The sequence below is a fragment of the Streptomyces sp. 12E genome, from assembly GCF_055633275.1.
Genome location: NZ_JBVNCJ010000001.1, coordinates 4123775 through 4140236 on the forward strand (window position 1 = coordinate 4123775; position 16462 = coordinate 4140236).

At 75.7% G+C, this 16462-nt stretch carries 14 protein-coding genes; 3 read left to right on the forward strand and 11 right to left on the reverse strand.

Annotated elements, in window-relative coordinates:
• Positions 1-52 precede the first annotated feature (52 nt).
• The 7 genes from ACZ8ZB_RS19175 to ACZ8ZB_RS19205 all read right to left on the reverse strand — a co-directional run bounded on the left by ACZ8ZB_RS19175 (position 53) and on the right by ACZ8ZB_RS19205 (position 10530).
• Positions 53-2281, reverse strand: coding sequence for a protein kinase domain-containing protein (locus ACZ8ZB_RS19175; protein WP_470738919.1), 2229 nt, complete (start codon positions 2279-2281; stop codon positions 53-55).
• A gap of 7 nt (positions 2282-2288) precedes the next feature.
• A complete protein-coding gene (locus tag ACZ8ZB_RS19180) occupies positions 2289-4733 on the reverse strand; it encodes an outer membrane protein assembly factor BamB family protein (protein WP_470738920.1) in 2445 nt (814 codons plus the stop codon).
• An 87-nt stretch (positions 4734-4820) separates the two neighbouring features.
• Positions 4821-6929 (reverse strand): serine/threonine-protein kinase, encoded by a 2109-nt coding sequence (locus ACZ8ZB_RS19185; RefSeq protein WP_470738921.1) that lies wholly within the window; start codon positions 6927-6929, stop codon positions 4821-4823.
• 87 nt (positions 6930-7016) lie between these two features.
• Positions 7017-7745, reverse strand: coding sequence for a class I SAM-dependent DNA methyltransferase (locus ACZ8ZB_RS19190; RefSeq protein WP_470738922.1), 729 nt, complete (start codon positions 7743-7745; stop codon positions 7017-7019).
• 59 nt (positions 7746-7804) lie between these two features.
• The gene (locus ACZ8ZB_RS19195; protein ID WP_470738923.1) at positions 7805-8569 is read right to left on the reverse strand and encodes a PIG-L deacetylase family protein; all 765 of its coding nucleotides are present in this window, start codon (positions 8567-8569) and stop codon (positions 7805-7807) included.
• Positions 8566-9258: a GNAT family N-acetyltransferase gene (locus ACZ8ZB_RS19200; RefSeq protein ID WP_470738924.1), complete on the reverse strand. Its 693-nt coding sequence runs from the start codon at positions 9256-9258 to the stop codon at positions 8566-8568. The genes ACZ8ZB_RS19195 and ACZ8ZB_RS19200 overlap by 4 nt, the downstream gene beginning before the upstream one ends.
• Positions 9259-9324: 66 nt before the next feature.
• The gene (locus tag ACZ8ZB_RS19205) at positions 9325-10530 is read right to left on the reverse strand and encodes a macrolide family glycosyltransferase (protein WP_470738925.1); all 1206 of its coding nucleotides are present in this window, start codon (positions 10528-10530) and stop codon (positions 9325-9327) included.
• A gap of 90 nt (positions 10531-10620) precedes the next feature.
• Between ACZ8ZB_RS19205 and ACZ8ZB_RS19210 the strand changes: the two genes are divergently transcribed.
• Both ACZ8ZB_RS19210 and ACZ8ZB_RS19215 read left to right on the forward strand, forming a co-directional pair.
• A complete protein-coding gene (locus ACZ8ZB_RS19210) occupies positions 10621-11211 on the forward strand; it encodes a hypothetical protein (protein ID WP_470738926.1) in 591 nt (196 codons plus the stop codon).
• Positions 11208-12374: a beta-ketoacyl synthase N-terminal-like domain-containing protein gene (locus ACZ8ZB_RS19215; protein WP_470738927.1), complete on the forward strand. Its 1167-nt coding sequence runs from the start codon at positions 11208-11210 to the stop codon at positions 12372-12374. Before ACZ8ZB_RS19210 ends, ACZ8ZB_RS19215 begins: the two co-directional genes overlap by 4 nt.
• Before the next feature lie 178 nt (positions 12375-12552).
• On the opposite strand, the gene ACZ8ZB_RS19220 is transcribed toward ACZ8ZB_RS19215, so the two are convergent.
• On the reverse strand, positions 12553-13986 hold the full coding sequence (locus tag ACZ8ZB_RS19220) for a class I adenylate-forming enzyme family protein (protein WP_470738928.1): 1434 nt from the start codon (positions 13984-13986) through the stop codon (positions 12553-12555).
• Positions 13987-14068: 82 nt separating this feature from the next.
• Here ACZ8ZB_RS19220 and fabG point away from each other — a divergent pair, with 82 nt between their 5' ends.
• Positions 14069-14776, forward strand: coding sequence for a 3-oxoacyl-ACP reductase FabG (fabG, locus tag ACZ8ZB_RS19225; protein WP_470738929.1), 708 nt, complete (start codon positions 14069-14071; stop codon positions 14774-14776).
• 150 nt (positions 14777-14926) lie between these two features.
• On the opposite strand, the gene ACZ8ZB_RS19230 is transcribed toward fabG, so the two are convergent.
• The 3 genes from ACZ8ZB_RS19230 to ACZ8ZB_RS19240 form a co-directional block, all read right to left on the reverse strand.
• Positions 14927-15403, reverse strand: a complete 477-nt coding sequence (locus ACZ8ZB_RS19230) for an FAS1-like dehydratase domain-containing protein (protein ID WP_470738930.1) — start codon at positions 15401-15403, stop codon at positions 14927-14929.
• Between the two features lie 37 nt (positions 15404-15440).
• Positions 15441-16211, reverse strand: coding sequence for an enoyl-ACP reductase FabI (gene fabI, locus ACZ8ZB_RS19235; RefSeq protein WP_470738931.1), 771 nt, complete (start codon positions 16209-16211; stop codon positions 15441-15443).
• A 93-nt stretch (positions 16212-16304) separates the two neighbouring features.
• Positions 16305-16421 (reverse strand): class III lanthipeptide, encoded by a 117-nt coding sequence (locus ACZ8ZB_RS19240; protein WP_470738932.1) that lies wholly within the window; start codon positions 16419-16421, stop codon positions 16305-16307.
• Positions 16422-16462 lie beyond the last annotated feature (41 nt).

Below are 16462 nucleotides of genomic sequence, written 5' to 3' on the forward strand. Positions count from 1 at the left end.
CGCGGGCGGACGCGGGCGGCGTCCCCGTCGGTCATGACCGTGGACGCGCCGTTCACTCCCGCAGGGGCAGCGCCGTGAGCGCGTCCGCCCGGAGGACGTAGACGTGCCCGGGCGTCGCCGTGAGGGAGTGGGAGACCGTGTCGCGCGCGGGTCCGGAGTAGGTCCACGCGACCTCGCGGTCCCGCAGGTCCACCGCGTACAGCAGCCGGCGCTCGTCGAAGGGGGTCAGCAGGGCCAGCCCGCCGCGCAGCAGGAGCTCGCCGAGCCACAGCCGCATCGGGGCGCGGTGGTCCCAGAGGAACCCACCGGTCGCGGCGTCCAGCGCGATCAGGCGCCAGGCGGTCCGCTCGGCCGTGCCCCGGGTGTCCCCGGGCGCCGCGACGACGTACACCACGCCGTCCCGGACGGCCGGTGCGCCGTAGACCGGTCCGCCGGGCCAGGCGCTGGGCTCGTCGGCCCCCCAGCGCCAGAGCGTCTCACCGCTGTGCGCGTCGAGCGCCAGCACCTCGCCCTGGCTGACGTGGATCCGCCCGTCCCGCACCGCGGCCGCGCTCGGCGCCGGCAGGTCGCTCTCCTCCCCCACGTCGTACCGGGCCGGATCCACCAGCCGCTCGTCGTACAGCGTCCGGCCGGTGTCGGCGGCGCGGACGGTCAGCCCGAGCCGGGTGACGCAGACCAGCCGTCCGCCCTCGGCGACGGCGCTCAGCGGTTCGGCCCCCACGCCCTTCTCCGGCAGTTCCGCGCGCCAGCGCTCCGCGCCGCTGCCGAGGTCGTACGCGCCCAGGAACGGCCGCGCGGGCCCCCCGCCCCGGCCGGGCAGCCGGGCCAGGACGTAGACCGTCCGCCGGTCTGCCGTCAGCAGGGCCGTCGGCTCCAGGGCCGGGTCGCCCAGGGAGTCGTGCAGCGGGCTCGTCCGGCCCGTCTCCGGATCGAGCCGGAGGAGCGCGGGGCGGGCCGGGGACGCCCCCGCCGGGCCTTCGTCCTCGTCGAGGACGGCGAGCAGTCCGCCGTCCGTGCCCAGGACGTCCCGCAGCGGGTCCCGCGACCACTTCTTCCGCCCGGTGACGACGTCCACGGCGGTGTAGCGGGGCCGGAGCGCGTCCCTGACCAGGACGACACCGCCCGCCGCCACGGGCCGGACCTTGTTGTCGAAGGCACCCTCGAACGTCCAGTCGGCCCCGGGCGGGCCCGTCCCGGCGTCCGCCGCGGTCCGCTCGCCGTTCCCGGCGTCCCGCCGGTCGCGCCGGGTGTACGCGACGGCGCCCGCCGTCAGGCCGCCGGCCGCGAGGATCCCCCCTCCCAGCGCGAACAGGGCCCGGCGCCGTGGCGGTCGCGGCGCGTCGGGCGCCGTCCGCGCGACGGCGTCCGGAGCGGGCGCAGGTGAGCGTACGGGGCGCAGGTCCCACAGCCGTGTGGTGCGGTCGACGAGGTCGGCGAGGACCGCCTCCGGCAGCGACTCCGCGAACGTGCCTGCTCCCGCCCCGAGTTCCGGGGCGAGCCGGGACGGCGCCGGGCGGTCCGCGGCCTCCTTGCGCAGGCAGGACGCGACGACCGTCCGCAGGCCGTCGGGTACGCGGGTCAGGTCCGGCTCCCCGTACCGGACGCGGTACAGGACGTCCGCCGCACTGTCCCCCGGGAACGGTGGGCGTCCGGTCGCGGCGAAGAGCAGCACACCGCCGAGGGCGAAGACGTCGCCCTCGGGGCCGTGGTCGTGCCCCGTCGCCTGCTCCGGGGACATGTAGGCCGGGGTGCCCACGACCTGCCCGGTCCGGGTGAGCCGCCGGGCGCCGAGCGCACGGGCGATGCCGAAGTCGATGATCTTCGGGCCGGCCGCGGTGAGGAGGATGTTGGACGGCTTGAGGTCGCGGTGCACGATGCCCGTGCGGTGGATCTCGCCGAGCGCGTCCGCCAGGTGGGCGCCCACGGCGCGCACCGTGTGCTCGGGCAGCGGCCCCGCCAGACGCACCGCCTCGTCGAGCGAGGGTCCGAGCAGGTACTCGGTGGCCAGCCAGGGAACGGCCCCGTCGGGGTCGCAGTCGATCACGGCCGCGCCGTGCCGGGCGCCGATCGCGCGTGCCGCCTCCGCCTCCAGACGGAACCGGACGCGGAACTCGGGTTCGGCGGCGAACCGCGGGTGCACCGTCTTGAGCGCGACGGTGCGCCCGCCGGGCGAGCGGGCCAGGAAGACCGTCCCCATGCCGCCGCTGCCCAGCCTGCCGATCAGCCGGTAGCGGCCCAGGCGGTCCGGGTCGTCGTGGGCGAGGGGCCGCACGGTGCTCATGTGACGCTCACTCCACCGGGACGCCGTAGAAGAACCTGCCGTACCGGACCACGCAGATCCCGTCGACGGTCAGCAGCTCGTACGGTTCGAGACCGCCGGCGTCCTGCTCGCCCACGGCCTGGAACTTCCACAGCCGCTCGCCGTTGGCGGCGGCGAACGCGGTGACCTGGACGGAGTCGAGGGACAGCGCGGTCGCGCCGGACGCGCTGACGGCCACGGAAGGGGCCGCACCGGTCCCGGCCAGGAGGCCGGTCCCACGGCTCCACTGCCGCCGGCCGCTGACCGGGTCGAGGGCGTGGACGGTCGGGTCGTTGTCCGCGACGTACAGGGTGTCCTCGGTGAGGACCGGCGTCCCGTACGCGCCGTGCGGGTTCCTGTGGGAGGTGCGCCAGAGCTCCCGGCCGGTGCGCAGCTCGTACGCCCGCAGCTCGCGGTCCTGCGAGGCGTACAGCGTTCCCGCGCCGGACAGGGCGCACGAGGCGCCGATGGTCAGACCGCCGATCGTCCTCGCCCACACCTCCCCGCCCGAGGCGCGGTCCAGCGCGTAGAACTCCTGCAACCCCTCGGGCTGCTTCTTCCGCGCCCTCCCGTCCTTGGGCCGGGGTGCGTCCCGCCACGACACCAGGAGGTCGCGGTGGGGTGCGGCCCAGGTGACGTACTCGTTCTCCGCGAGGGGTCTTCGCCACAGCGGTTCGCGCCGTACGACGTCGTAGGCGAACAGGGTGCGGGTCTTCCCGTCGGCGCCGTCGGTCTTGGTGCCGGCGCCCGCGGTCTTCTCGACGTCGCCCTTGAACCAGACCACCGCACCGTCCCGGGCCACCAGCTCGGGGCCGGCCATGTCCTCGCCGGATTCGAGGAGTTGCCCGTAGGGGACCTTGTGCCGGCGGGCGCCGTTCCGCACCGAGCGCCACAACAGCCCCTGTACGCCCAGCACCACGAGAAGCTCGTCGTCGACCCGCAAGGGGTGGGCGGCGAGGTCCAGCGGTTCCCTGCGTCGCCACAGCTCCCTGCCCGTACGGACGTCCACGGCGACGAGGGAGTCCCCCGGCAGCAACAGCACGTCGCCGTGCAGGGCGGCGCTGCCGAAGAGCAGGGTGTCCGGCATGCCGTACGCCCACAGCGCCGCCGGGGGCGCTCCGGGGACGGGTGCGCGCGGCTTCCGCGCGGCCGGCTTCCCCGTCGTGGCGGGGCGCGGGCCGTCGTCGGTCGCCCACGCCGTGACACCGCCGCCGAGCGCCAGCCCCGCCGCGCCGGACAGCGCCCCGGTCAGCAGGGTCCTGCGATCGGGGCGCGCGAAGCGGCGCGTGGGGGGACGGTCCGCCGCGGCCCCCCGCCCGTCCGCCGTGCCGGCTGCGGGCGCCGGGCTCGCGTCCGGCACGGTGGGCGTGGCCGGGACGGCGGGCGCGGCCTCCTCCCGGTCCTCCCGCACCTCCAGCCCGAGCACGGCCGACGCCTGCTCCGCCAGGGCGGCGGTCAGCCGGGCCGGCAGCCGGCCCGCGCTCACCGCGGCCGCCGCGCCGGAGGGGGCGAGGACGGCCGCGAGCACGGACGGCTCCGGCCGCCGCGCCGGGTCCTTGGCCAGGCACCGGGCGAGCACCGGGCGCAGCTCCTCGGGGACGGGGGCGAGGTCGGGCTCCTGGTGCGCGATGCGTGCGGCGGCCCGGTGGCGCGCGGCGCCGCGGGAGACGCCCCCGGCGGCGGGACGCGCGGCGGCGCCGTCCGTGTCGTCCGTGTCGTCCGTGTCGTCCGTGTCGTCGGTGTCGTCGGTGTCGTCCGTGTTCTCCGTGTCGTCCGCGCTCTTCACGTCCTTCGCATCGAAGGGGTTCGTGCCCGTGGCCGCGTACGCCAGCAGTGTGCCCAGCACGAAGACGTCGGCGGGCGGCCCCGGCCGGTGGCCGGCGACCTGCTCCGGTGTCAGGTAGCCGAGCGTCACGGCCAGCCCGCCCCCCGGCCCCTCCGCCGCCGCCGTGGCCGCGCCCAGCGGGCCGAACGCGCTGATCCGGGGACCGTCGGCGGTCAGCAGCACCACCTCGGGACCGATCCCCTGGAACGCTTCGCCGGCCGCCGTGCGGGCGCGCTCGAGCGTCTCGGCGAGGGCCGCGCCCAAGGCCCGTACGACCGGTTCGGGCAGCGGCCCCGCCAGGGCCACGGCCTCGGCGAGCGAGAGGGAAGGGGTGAACGGCGAGGCGAACCAGGGCACCGGGTCGTCCGGGGCGGATTCGAGTACGGGCTGCGCCCACGGCCCCGCCAGCCGTGCCGCCGCGAGCTCCCGGCGGAAGCGGCTGCGGAAGACGGGGACCGCCGCCAGCCGTGGCTCCGCCGCGGTGACGGTGACGGTGCGTCCGTCGCCCCCTCGGGCCAGGTAGCTCCGGGTGGTGCCCGCGCTCCGCAGCACCGCAAGTGTCCGGTACGGGCCGAACTGCCGTGGGTCCGCCCCGCTCAGATCCCTCACAGTCCCCAACCCCCCTTTGTCGCAAGGACGATGGGAAAGCCTAGGACACCGCGACGGCACGTGTCGGCCCGCACCGTCACAGCCGGGTCACAGCGGAGGCAGGGCGAACAGCCGCTCCCCGCACTGCATGACCGGTACGCCGTGCACCACCGCCACCAGCCACGCGCCCGCCGGATCGCCCGGCGGGACGAAACGGTACTGCTCCTCCATCGTGCTGACCCGTACGGCGAGGACGCCGGCCGCGGGGTCGGCCGGCGTCAGGTGGACGCCGTCGCCCGCGACGACGGGGGCGACACCGGCACGCGGCCCCGGCAGGCTGCCGAACGGGTCCCACGACCCACCCATGTCGAACTCCCCGCCGGAGGCGGGGTCCCGGCACGCCACCCTGCGCAGGACGTCGCCGTCCGCCGCGTACAGGTGTCCGCCGCGCACCGTGGGCGGCCCGAAGCCGGCGGGGTCCTGGCTCGGCAGCTCCCAGAGCCGCTCGCCGTCCGCGGGGCGCAGGGCGCACAGCCGCGCGCCGCCCAGGTAGACGCCGTCGCCGTCCGCGGCGGGCCGTGACGCGGCGCCGGACCCGGTGTCCTGCCGCCAGGCCTCCGAGCCGTCCCGGGCGCGCAGCGCGTGCACCACGCCGTCGTCCCCGGTGAGCAGGAGCAGCCCATGGGCGACGGTGGCCCGCGCGGCCGCACCGGTGCCGGAGGGCGCCGTCCGCCGCCAGCGCCGGGTGCCGTCCCCGGTGCGCACGGCCGTGATCCCGCCGGAGCCGTCGAGCCCGTACACGGTGTCGCCGTCGGCGGCCAGGAGGGTGCGCAGCCCGCCGGAGCCGCGCCATCGCACGTCTCCCGTGTCCGGTGCGAGGGCGACCGGCGCGCCGTCCCCGTCGAGGGCGAGGGGCCGCCCGGCGGTCACCACGGTGCGGATGCCCTCCGTCCGCCAGCGCTCCCGGCCGGTACGGGCGTCGAGGGCCACCACGCCGTCGCCGGGGAGCGCGGCCAGCAGCAGTGTTCCCGCCGCGGTCGGCGGGAACGGCGGCTCGGGCGCGAGGCCGGAGACCTCCCACAGGGGATCCGGCTGGGTGCCGGGGGCGCCCGTCCAGCGCGGCACGGGAGCCGCGGCGGCGTCGCTCCGGGCGCCGTCGCCGGCGTACCACCGCCAGGCCGTGGCGCCCGCGCCGACGGTGAGCAGTGACCCGCCGGCCGCGGCGAGCACCGAGCGCCGCGGCAGCCGTCGGTCACCCGGACGTCCCCGGGGGACCGGGCGCCCGGCCAGTTCGGCGGCGCGGCGCTCGCGTGCGGCGATGTCCAGCAGGACGCCCGACGGCAGCCAGTCCGCCGGAACGCGGGCGGCCCTGCGCCCGAGGAGCGCCGCGCCCGCGCCCGCCCGGCCGCCGCCGCCCTCGCCCCACAGTTCCCGGAGCTCCGCCGCCGTCGGCCGCAGTGCGGGGTCCTTGGCCAGGCACCGGGCGAGCATCCGGCGCAACCCGTCCGGTACGGAGGCGAGGTCGGGCTCCTCGTGGACGACGGCGAAGTCCACCAGCGCGGCGGGGGCGTCGAACGCGTGGCGCCCGGTGCTCGCGAAGGCGAGCAGCGCCCCCAGCACGAAGACATCGCTCGGGGGCCCGAGTTCACCGCCCAGGACCTGCTCAGGCGACATGTAGCCCGCGGAGCCGGGCCGTTGCGCGGTCAGGGTGAGGGCCGTGGCGTCCGGCATCCGCGCGATGCCGAAGTCCACGACGCGCACCCCGTCGGCGGTCAGCAGCACGTTGGACGGTTTCAGGTCCCGGTGCACGACTCCGGCCCCGTGCAGCGCCAGCAGCGCGCGGGCGAGCAGGGCGCCCAGCACCCGGACCGTCTCCGACGGCAGGGGCCCCCGGTCGGTGACGGTGCGCTCCAGCGTGGGCCCGGGGACGAACTCCCCGGCGAACCACGGCACACGGCCGTCGAGGCCGGCGCCGTACACCCTCGCTACGCACGGATCGCGCACGGCGCCCGCCGCGCGTATCTCGCGCTCGAAGCGCGCCAGGAAGTGCGGATCGCCCGCGTGCTCGGACCGCAGGGTCTTCACCGCGGCCAGCCGCCGCCCCGCCTGCCCCAGGTAGACGGTCCCCATGCCGCCGGCCCCGAGCACGCCCAACAGCCTCCACGGCCCGAGCCGTTCCGGATCGCCGGTCCCCAGAGGCCGCACCAGTTCCGCCACGGCGCCGATCGTAGGGGGCCCGGGCCAAAACCGTCACCGGGCGGCCGAACCGGCCCATGAACACGGAAGGCGCGGAACGGTGGCAGGTCATCGCGGCGCGGCCGCCGCCCGCCCGCCGCCGGTCGCGGTCTCCTCCGCCGTGTCCGCAGCGGCGGACACGGCGGAGCGGAACGATCCGGCAGGGGGCACGGCCGCCGGGTCCGCCGTCCGGCGCAGCAGGTCCAGGCGGTAGGAGTTGCCGTGGCGTCTCGCGTCCCGGCCGTCGGCCTGTCGCAGGTCGGCGTGGCGGCGGAAGACCTGGTGCACCGCGTGCCCGGTCATGACGTCCCCCTCCTGCGCGTCGTGCACCCAGTGCGCGAGCAGCAGATGGCCGCCGGGCTTCAGCAGGCCCGCGACACGGGCGGCGGTCGTCTCCAGGTCGGTGGCGGAGAGGTAGTAACCCACCTCGGACATGACCACCAGGTCGACCGGACCGACCCGCTCGTCCGCGGCGCTCAGCTCCTCCGGGACGCGCAGTGTCGCGAACGCGACGTTCGCGAGGTCCGCGCAGGTGGCTTCGGCCTGCTCGATCGCGGCGGCCGAGCAGTCCGTGGCCAGCAGCGTGTCGCACCGCGGTGCCAGCAGCCGGGTGAGGGCACCGACCCCGCAGCCGATCTCCAGGGCGGCGCCGAAGCGTCCGGCGGGCAGCAGGGAGACGGTGTCGGCGAACTTCTCGCGCTCGTAGGTCTTGCGCAGGGTCCCCCACGGGTCGGGCTTCGACCGGTAGACCTTGTCGAAGTGGTCGGTCGACACGGACTTCCGTGGGGCGACGGGCACGAGGCGTTCCTCTCGTTCGGACGGGTGCGGACGGGTGCGGACGGGTGGGGAAGAGGCCGTCATGGGCGGGGGGCGCCGGTGTCCAGTGGGGTGAGTTCCCAGAGGAGTTCCGCCTGGAGCGGGCCCGGGCGGCGCAGGAACGGGCCGTGTCCCACGGCCACCGGGGTGAGCTGCGAGGCGTAGTGCAGTACCGCCGCGCGCTTCGCCGCCCATTCCGTCTCGTCCAGCCGGATGTCGTGTGCCACGCGCAGGCGGTACGCGGTCGCGAGTTCCCGGTAGGCGCCCCCGTGCGTCTCGTCGGCGGCCAGCCGGTCCACGGCCGCGTCCGTGCCCCATCCGCGCACACCGCCGGTGTACGGGAGGTCCGCGTACACGTACGGCGGCACGCCGACACGTCCCGCGAGCGCCGCCAGGGACTGGTCGCGGACGGCCGCGTGGTCCGGCTGGTCGGTGCCGAGCGGCACCAGCACGCGGGTGTCCGGGTCCAGGGCCCGCAGGAACTCGGTGAGTCCGGCGAGCTCGCCGGACCGGCGGTAGGGGCCGTCGGGGTTCGGCAGCGTCAGCTGTTCCGCGCCCATCGCGGCGCAGGCCAGCGTGTCCTCGGCGAGCCGGGCCCGGTGCGCCTCGCCGGGCGTCGCGAAACCGCAGCCCGCGTCCCACCAGGACACCCGGCCCGCCGGCGGGGCGCCCCCGTGGACGGTGAGCACGGCCGTGGGACCGTCCGTCCGGGCGATGAAGCCGGCGACGGAGAGCGCGGCGTCGTCGAAGTGCGGTGAGACGACCACGGTGGCCCAGCGCGGCCCGCGGTCCACGCGGGCCGTCACCGGTCCTCCGGCCCCGCACCCGGGTCGGCGCCCACCGCCGTCACCAGCAGTCCCGCGGACGTCTTGCCGGCCGGGCTCGCGATGTACTCGGCGACGAGCCGGCGTGCCTCCGCCTTGTCCTCCTCGGGGATCACGTTCGGGAGGGCGAAGTCGGGGTCGGCCCGCCGCAGTTCCTCGACCGCTTCGTAGTACTCGTGGCGCAGCAGCGCCCACACGGCCCCGTCGTGGTAGCGGCCGTCGAGGTAGAAGTACTCGCGCAGGATGCCCTCGAGGGTGAAGCCGGTTCCGGTCACGAGCCGCAGCACGTTCTTGTTGTACAGCGCGGTGGTGAACTGCACGCGGTGGGCGTTGCGGGCGTGGAAGAGGTGGTCGATGAGCAGTTCGAAGGCCTCTGCGCCCAGTCCGCGGCGCCACATCTCCGGCTCCCCGATCGCGCCGCCGATCGCATAACCGCCGGTCGGCCCCTGGGCCTTGTAGTGCACCGCGCCCACGGTCCTGTTCTGCCCGTCGCGCACCGCGAACTGCCGCAGTGCACCGGTGTGGTCGAGTCTGCGGAAGTCCTCCGCCGTGACGACGTCCCCCTCGGTGGCGGCCATGACGGCGGCCGCCGCATCCGGTCCGAACCACCGCGCCATCAGCGCGTAGTCCTCGTCGTCCGGCCGTTCCAGGCTGACCAGTCTGCCGTGCATGACACCTCCGTAGCGGCCCCGCGGGGACCTCGGTCGATACGCTGTCGTGTGGTCGCCGACGAGTCGTCAGCGGGCTGCCGTTGCCCCGGTGCCGGGCGCGGTCGCGCGCTGCCGTGCGAGGCGCTCCAGCCGGTCCGCGGCCTCGGGTGCGCCGCCCGCGGCCCGTGTCCGCTTCCGCAGCCTCCCGGCCTCGGCGCGGATGTCCGGGTCGGCCATGACCCGCAGCAGCGCCGCCCGCAGGGTCTTCGCGGTCACGCGCTCCGAGTCCAGGTGGACGCCGAGACCGAGCTCGGCGATGCGCGCGGCGACGGCGGTCTGCTCGTCGGTCTGCGGGACGGCCACCATCGGTGTGCCCTCCAGCAGCGCTTCCATCGTGCTGCCCATTCCCGCGTGGGTGACGAACGCGTCGGCGTGGCGCAGGACGTCGAGCTGCGGGACGTGGGGGCTGGCCTCGACGTTGTCGGGCAGGGGTCCGAGGGTGGCGGGGTCGAGACCCGGCCCGTACGCCATGACGACCTGCCAGGGCAGACCCGCCACCGCCTCGCCGCACATGCGGAAGAACTCCGGCCGGTCGTAGCGGGCCGTGCCGAGAGCGATCAGCAGCACCGGTCTGCCGTCGCCGGCGGGGCGCCAGCGGCCCTGGAAGGCGCGGTCGCCGACACACGGCCCGACGAAGGCGAACCGGTCGTCGAAGGTGTCCCCGGCGTACTGGAACGAACGCGGCAGGAAGACCAGGCGCAGCTCCTCGGTGTGTCCGAGGAACTCGCCCACGGACCGCCCGGACAGCCCGTGCGTGACGAGGAAACGGGACATTTCACGCGCGAACCGCAGCACGCCCGGGTGCAGCGGGTGGCGGGCGAGGAACCGGCCCTCCAGGGAGAAGTGTTCGTTGGAGACGAACGAGGGCCACATCTCCGCCGCCGGCGTCCGCCACTTGGCGGCCAGCACCCGGCCGGCCCAGGCGATCCCGTCGTAGGCGATCACATCGGGCCGGTCCGCCGCCCAGGCGTTCTCCAGCACCCCCAGGGCGGCCCTCGCCTCCCGCAGGAAGTCCATGGGCGAGATGTCGAGACCGTCGTCCGTGAGGGACGTGTCCACGGGGTTGGTGTAGACGAGGGGCTGCGCGCCTGCGGCCCGTACGACCGGAGCGAACGCCTCGGTCACCGCGTACGAGACGCGATGGCCGCGGCGCACGAGTTCCTCGACGAGGGCGAGCGTCGGATTCACATGACCGTGCCAGGCGATTCCGACGAACCCGACATGGAGCACCACGACACCCCCGTGTCATCGTCATTGACAAGCTTTGACTACGGATTCAGCATATTCGACAAGCCATGACAACGGTAGAGGGTGGGTGGCCCGATGAGGACATCGGCAGCGGAACGACCGGACACGGTGCCGGACCGGGCGGGGCGGCCGGGCCCCGTGCGGTGCCGCGTCGCGCTGGCCGCCACGGACGAGCCCCGGCTGGCCGCCGCCGCGGTGTCCGGTCCGCCGGAGCGGGTCGCCGCGCCGAGTGCGCACCGCACCCCGGCGGACGCGGTCACCTGGGCGCTGCGGACCGCGTTCGAGGCGCTTCCTGAGCCGGTGCGGCGCACCGCCCCGCTGTACGTCCTGTCCGGCGGCTACAGCACCTGGGCCGCCCGTCGCTTCGTCCGGCGCTGCCACGACACCGACCGGCGGCTGCGTCCCTCGGACTCCATCGGGCTGGAGGCCTCCGAGCTGGTACGCCCGTACACGACCGCCGCCGGGCACCGTGGGGCCTGCTACCTCCTCGCGCCGCTCACCGGAGACCTGTTCGCCGGGAACGCGCCGGACGGCCCCCGGCTCGCCCCGGTGGTGGCCGCCGTGGGCGGGACGGCCGTGGTCCTGGAGCTGTCCCTGTTCCCCGGCGGCCCGGACGCCACCGGCTGCCTCGCCGTTGCCACCGCATGGAGGGTCACCCGCACGTGAGCGACATCGTCATCACCGGACTGGGTCTGGTCACGCCGTTCGGCCGGGGCGTGCAGCCCTACTGGAACGGCCTGCTCGAAGGGCGCTCGGCCCTCGCCCCGGCGCCGGACCTCGCCGTTCCCTCGTACCGGGGGGAGCCCGTGGGCCGGGTCCCCCGGGCCGGCGAGGCGTCCCCGTGGACGCCGGGGGCCGCGCGGCCGTCCCGCAAGAGCGGCTACGCCCGCGTGGCGACGGCGGAGGCGCTGCGGGCCGCCGGACTGCCCGCGGTGCCCCGTGACGCCCTGGTGGTCCTGGCCGGGCAGGCACCGGCCCTCCAGTCGTCCGGCGCCGGGGGAGGAGCCTCCGGAGCCGGCGGACCCACCGAGGACCTCGGGGAGTTCTTCGGTCCCGACCCGACGGACGCGACAGGACCGGACCTCGCCCGGGAGCGTGTGGTCCACCTGTCGCACGCCTGCGCCACGGCGGCCTTCGCGGTCGGATTCGCCCGGGCCGCTCTGCGCGCCGGCCTGGCGCCGGTGGCCGTGGTGGCGGGGTCGTCGGTGCTCAACCGGTACGAGTACGCCAGCATGAAGGTCGTACGGGCCGTGAGCCCCGCCGCCGCCCGCCCCTTCGACGTCCGGCGCGCCGGCATCTCCATCGGCGAGGGCGCCGGCGCTGTCGTCCTGGAGACCGCGCGGCACGCCCGCGCCCGGGGCCGGGCGGCGGACCTGGTCGTCGCGGGAGCGGCCTGCGGGGTGGCCGGCGGCCGGGCGGCGTCGGACGCCGGCCTGATCACCGCGTGCATGCGCGACGCGCTGGACGACGCGGCGGTGGACCGCGTGGACCTCGTGCACGCCCACGCGACGGGCACGGTCCAGGGTGACGCGGCGGAACTCGCCGCGATCGAGGCCGTCGCCGGCGACCGGGACACACTGCCCGTCAGCTCCCACAAAGGGGCGATCGGACACCTGCTGCACGTTTCCGGCATTCCGGCCCTGGTGGCGGCCGCTTCGGCGCTGCGCACCGGCACCGTGCCGCCGACGCCGGGGCTCGGCACCCCGGAGCACACGGACCGGGTCCTCCTGCCCACGGCACCGCTGAGTGTGCCGACGGCCCGCGTCGCCGCGGTGAACAGCTTCGGGTTCGGCGGGAACAACGCCACGCTCGTACTGCGGCGTCGCTGACCGCCCGGCTCCGCGGCATCCGCCCGGGCGGGCGGACACCGTCCGCGACGGGGCGCCGGTCCGGGGCCCCAGGGCCCCGGACCGGCCGAACGGTCCCGCGTCGGGGCGAGGGCCGCGGCCCGTCCCGTTCCGCCGCCCGCGTGGGCGGAGGCCCGCGCCGCGCAGCCTCCGCCGCGGGTCAGCCCGCCACACCGACCATGGCCCGCAGGGCCTGTGTGTCCACCTTCCCGTTCGGGTTGAGCGGGAAGCCCGTCACCACGTGCACCGCGTTGGGCTGTTCGTACTCGGCCAGGTGCGGGGCCAGCCTCCGGCGCCATTCGACGGGCGGGGCGTCCTCCGGGTCCGCGACCACGAAGTGCAGCGCGCAGCCCCGCCGGCTGTCCTCGGCGGGCAGGACCTTCACCTGCCGTCCGCAGGCCTCCGCCTTGCGCTCCAGGCTCTCGGGGTAGAGCGTGAACCCGAGCCGGTGCACCGCCCGGTTGCGGCCCACCACCTGCAGTCGGCCGGCACCGTCGAGCCGGCCCAGGTCCTCCGTCGGGTACCAGGCGTCGCGCGCCACCGGCGACACCGTGCCGTCATCCCGCAGGTAACCCTCCATCAGGTCCGGGGACCGCACCTCGATGCCGCCCAGTTCGCCGGCCGCTGCCTCCGCGCCGTCGGCGGTGACGACACGCACCGCGACCCCGGGCAGCGGACGGCCGCAGCCGGTCGGCTCGTCGGGCGTGGCGAGCGCGACGTTGCCGAGTTCGGTCAGTCCGTACCCGTCGAGCAGGGGACGGCCCAGGACGGCGGGGAAGTCGGCGGCGAGCGGAGCCGGCAGCGGAGCGCCGCCCACTCCCCAGAGCCTGACGTTCCCGAGCCCGGCGCGGAGCTCCGGGCGGCGGCGTACGACACCGAGCAGCGTGTGGTAGGTCGAGGGCGCCGCGTCCACGGCCGTGACGCCGTGGGCGACGGCCCGGGCCACGGCCACGTCCACCCGCTGATACGGCGTGACGACCATGGTGCAGCCGGCCAGCCACCACAGCAGGACCACGGAGAGCCCGTACTGGTGCGAGAACGGCAGCAGCGGGGCCAGCACGTCGTCCGCGCGGTACCCCATGGCGCGGATGGTGCGCAGCGTGTTGCCGTGCACCGCGCGCCCGGACTTCACGATGCCCTTGGGACGGCCGGTGGTGCCCGAGGACCACAGCACGACGGCGTCGGTACGGGCGTACCACCTGCCGAGGTCGACCTCTCCGCCGTCCGGTGCGGCACCGGTGCCGAGCCCGGCGTGGCGGAGCACCCGCTCCTCGGGGAAGGCCCCGCCGGCCGGCCCGTCCGTCAGGAGCCAGCGCGCGCGGGTCCGTTCGGCCGCGCCCCGCACGTCGGCGGCGGACTGACGGTGGTCGACCGGCACGAGCGAGACGTCCAGGTGCATCAGGGCGAGCAGTGCCACGACGTAGTCGACGCAGTTGTCCCCCTTGACCAGGGCCCGGTCGCCGGCGCGGACGCCGTGGTCGCGCAGCGCCCGCGCGGCGGCGAGGACGCGCCGGGTGAGTGCCGCACCGGACAGCTGCCCGGCGGCGTCGACGAGGCCGGGAGCCGTGACGGAGGGCGCCAGCATGTCGGTCATGGATGCTCCGTTCCCAGGGAGTCAATTTTTGTAATTAACGAGTAGTCTAAAGTCATAGAAGCCATCGCATGAGGGAGTTCCCATGACTCGGAAGCGCACCGTCCTGGTCACCGGCGGCAATCGCGGAATCGGCCTGGCCGTCGCCCGGGAGCTCCTCACGGCCGGTCACCGGGTTGCCGTGACCTGCCGGGGCGCCTCGCCCGAGGGCCTGTACGCGGTCCGCTGCGATGTCACCGACACCGCCGAGGTCGACGCGGCGTTCTCGGCGGTCGAACGCGACCTGGGCCCCGTGGAGATCCTGGTGGCGAACGCGGGAATCACCGCCGACGGACCGTACGCCGTGATGAACGAGGAACGGTTCACCACCGTCCTCGACACCAACCTCACCGGTGCCCATCGCTGTGCGCGCCGCGCCGTCACGGGCATGATGCGCGGCCGGTGGGGCCGCATCGTCTTCATCGGTTCCGAGGTCGCCCTGTCCGGGAACGCGGGACAGGCCAACTACGCCGCCGCCAAGGCCGGCCTGATCGGCATGGGCCGCTCGCTCGCCCGCGAGCTGGGGCGCCGCGGCATCACGGTCAACATCGTCACGCCCGGCCTGATCCGTACCGACATGACCGCCGGTCTGCCCGCCCGCCATGTCGAGGAGCTGCTGGCCCGGGTGCCGGTGCCGCGCGCCGGCGAACCCGGGGACGTCGCGGCGGCCGTGCGCTGGCTGACCGACGAGAGCACCGGTTACGTCACCGGAGCCGTCGTGCCCGTCGACGGCGGGCTGGGCATGGGCCACTAGCGTGATCCTCGGCGTCCGGCGTCCGGCGTCCGGCGTCCGGCGTCGGAAGGCGCCTCGCACTCGATCACCCGGTCCGGCATCGGGCGGGCGCGGAAGCGGCCTTCGTCCGAGCACGTGCTCCGGCCCGGCGTGCGCCGCCGGCGCGTCGGACTAGGTCCCGGGAGGGCCGGGAACGGACGGACCGCCCTCCGGTGCCAGCAGCGTCGAGGTCACGGTGCTCACCGGCGATCCGTCGGCGCCACGGAACTCGCTCTCCAGGACGAGGACCTCCCGGTCACCGAGCCGGGACCGTTCCGCCAGCCGGACCCGCACCTGGAGTTCCTCCCCGGCGCACACCGCCCGGTGGTGCACGAACCGCTGCGCGCGGTGCAGGGCACCGGACGGATCGGCCAGGACGCCCCGGCAGCGCAGCAACCGGTCCTCGGCGCGGGCGGCGGCGACGACGAGGAAGGTGGGCGGCGCGAGCACATCCGGGTGCCCGAGCGCATGCGCCGCCGCGGTATCGGTGTACGCCGGGTCGTCGGCGCCCACGGCCGCCGCGAACTCCCTGATCTTCTCCCGTTCCACCGTGTACCGCCCGCAGTCCGTCCACAGTCCGGCCGCACCGGCCGGCTCCTCCGGAGGCAAGGCGTCCCCATGGTCGCCGGGGGCCGGGCGGCGCACCTCAGGTGGCCGTCATGTGATGGCCGCCGTCGGCGTGCACGATCTCACCGGTGGTGGCCGGGAACCACTCCGACAGCAGGCCGAGGCAGGTGCGGGCGACCGGCTCCGCGTCGGCCGGGTCCCAGCCCAGCGGCGCCCGCGCCGACCAGTCCTTCTCGAAGGCCGGTCCGTCACCGCCGATGCCCCGGGCCGCGAGGGTGCGCAGCGGTCCCGCCGCGACGAGGTTGACCCGCACGCCCTCGGACCCCAGGTCCCGGGCGAGATAGCGGGCACAGGCCTCGAGTCCCGCCTTGGCGACTCCCATCCAGTCGTAGCCCGGCCACACCCGGGAGGCGTCGAAGTCCAGTCCGACGATGGACGACCCGGGGCGCAGCAGCGGCCGGCAGGCCGCCGCGAGGGCCTTGAGGGAGAACGTGGAGGTGTGCAGGGCGGTCGCGACGTCGTCCCACGGCGCGTCGAGGAAACCGCCGTCGAGACAGTTCGCGGGCGCGTACGCCACGGAGTGCAGCACGCCGTCCAGGCCGTCGACATGGGTGCTCAGCCGGTCGGCGAGCGTGGCGAGGTGTTCGGGGTCGGTGACGTCCAGTTCCACGACCGGCGGTTCGACGGGCAGGCGACGGGCCAGTCGCCGGACGAGCGTGGGACGCCCGTAGGCGGTCAGCACGATCTCGGCGCCCTGCTCCTGCGCGAGCCGCGCCACGGCCATGGCGATGGAACTCTCGCTGATCACACCGGTGATGACCAGCCTCTTGCCGTCGAGCAGGCCGCTCATCCGGACTCCCTTGCTGCTTGAGACGTATGGACTGCGAAGGAGTGAGCTCCGGCGCCCGCACGGGGCGGGCGCCGGAGCTGGCGCTCAGCTCGCTCAGCAGTTGTTGCTGATGGTGCTGCTGATGCGGGCGGTCTCCTCGGCGGGGACCTCGAGACCCTGCAGGTCGAGAACGGTGGCCATGGTGTTTCCTCCTCTCCATGTCTTCGTCACGGACGGGCCGGCAACGTTCAGCAGCTGTTGCTGATGGTGCT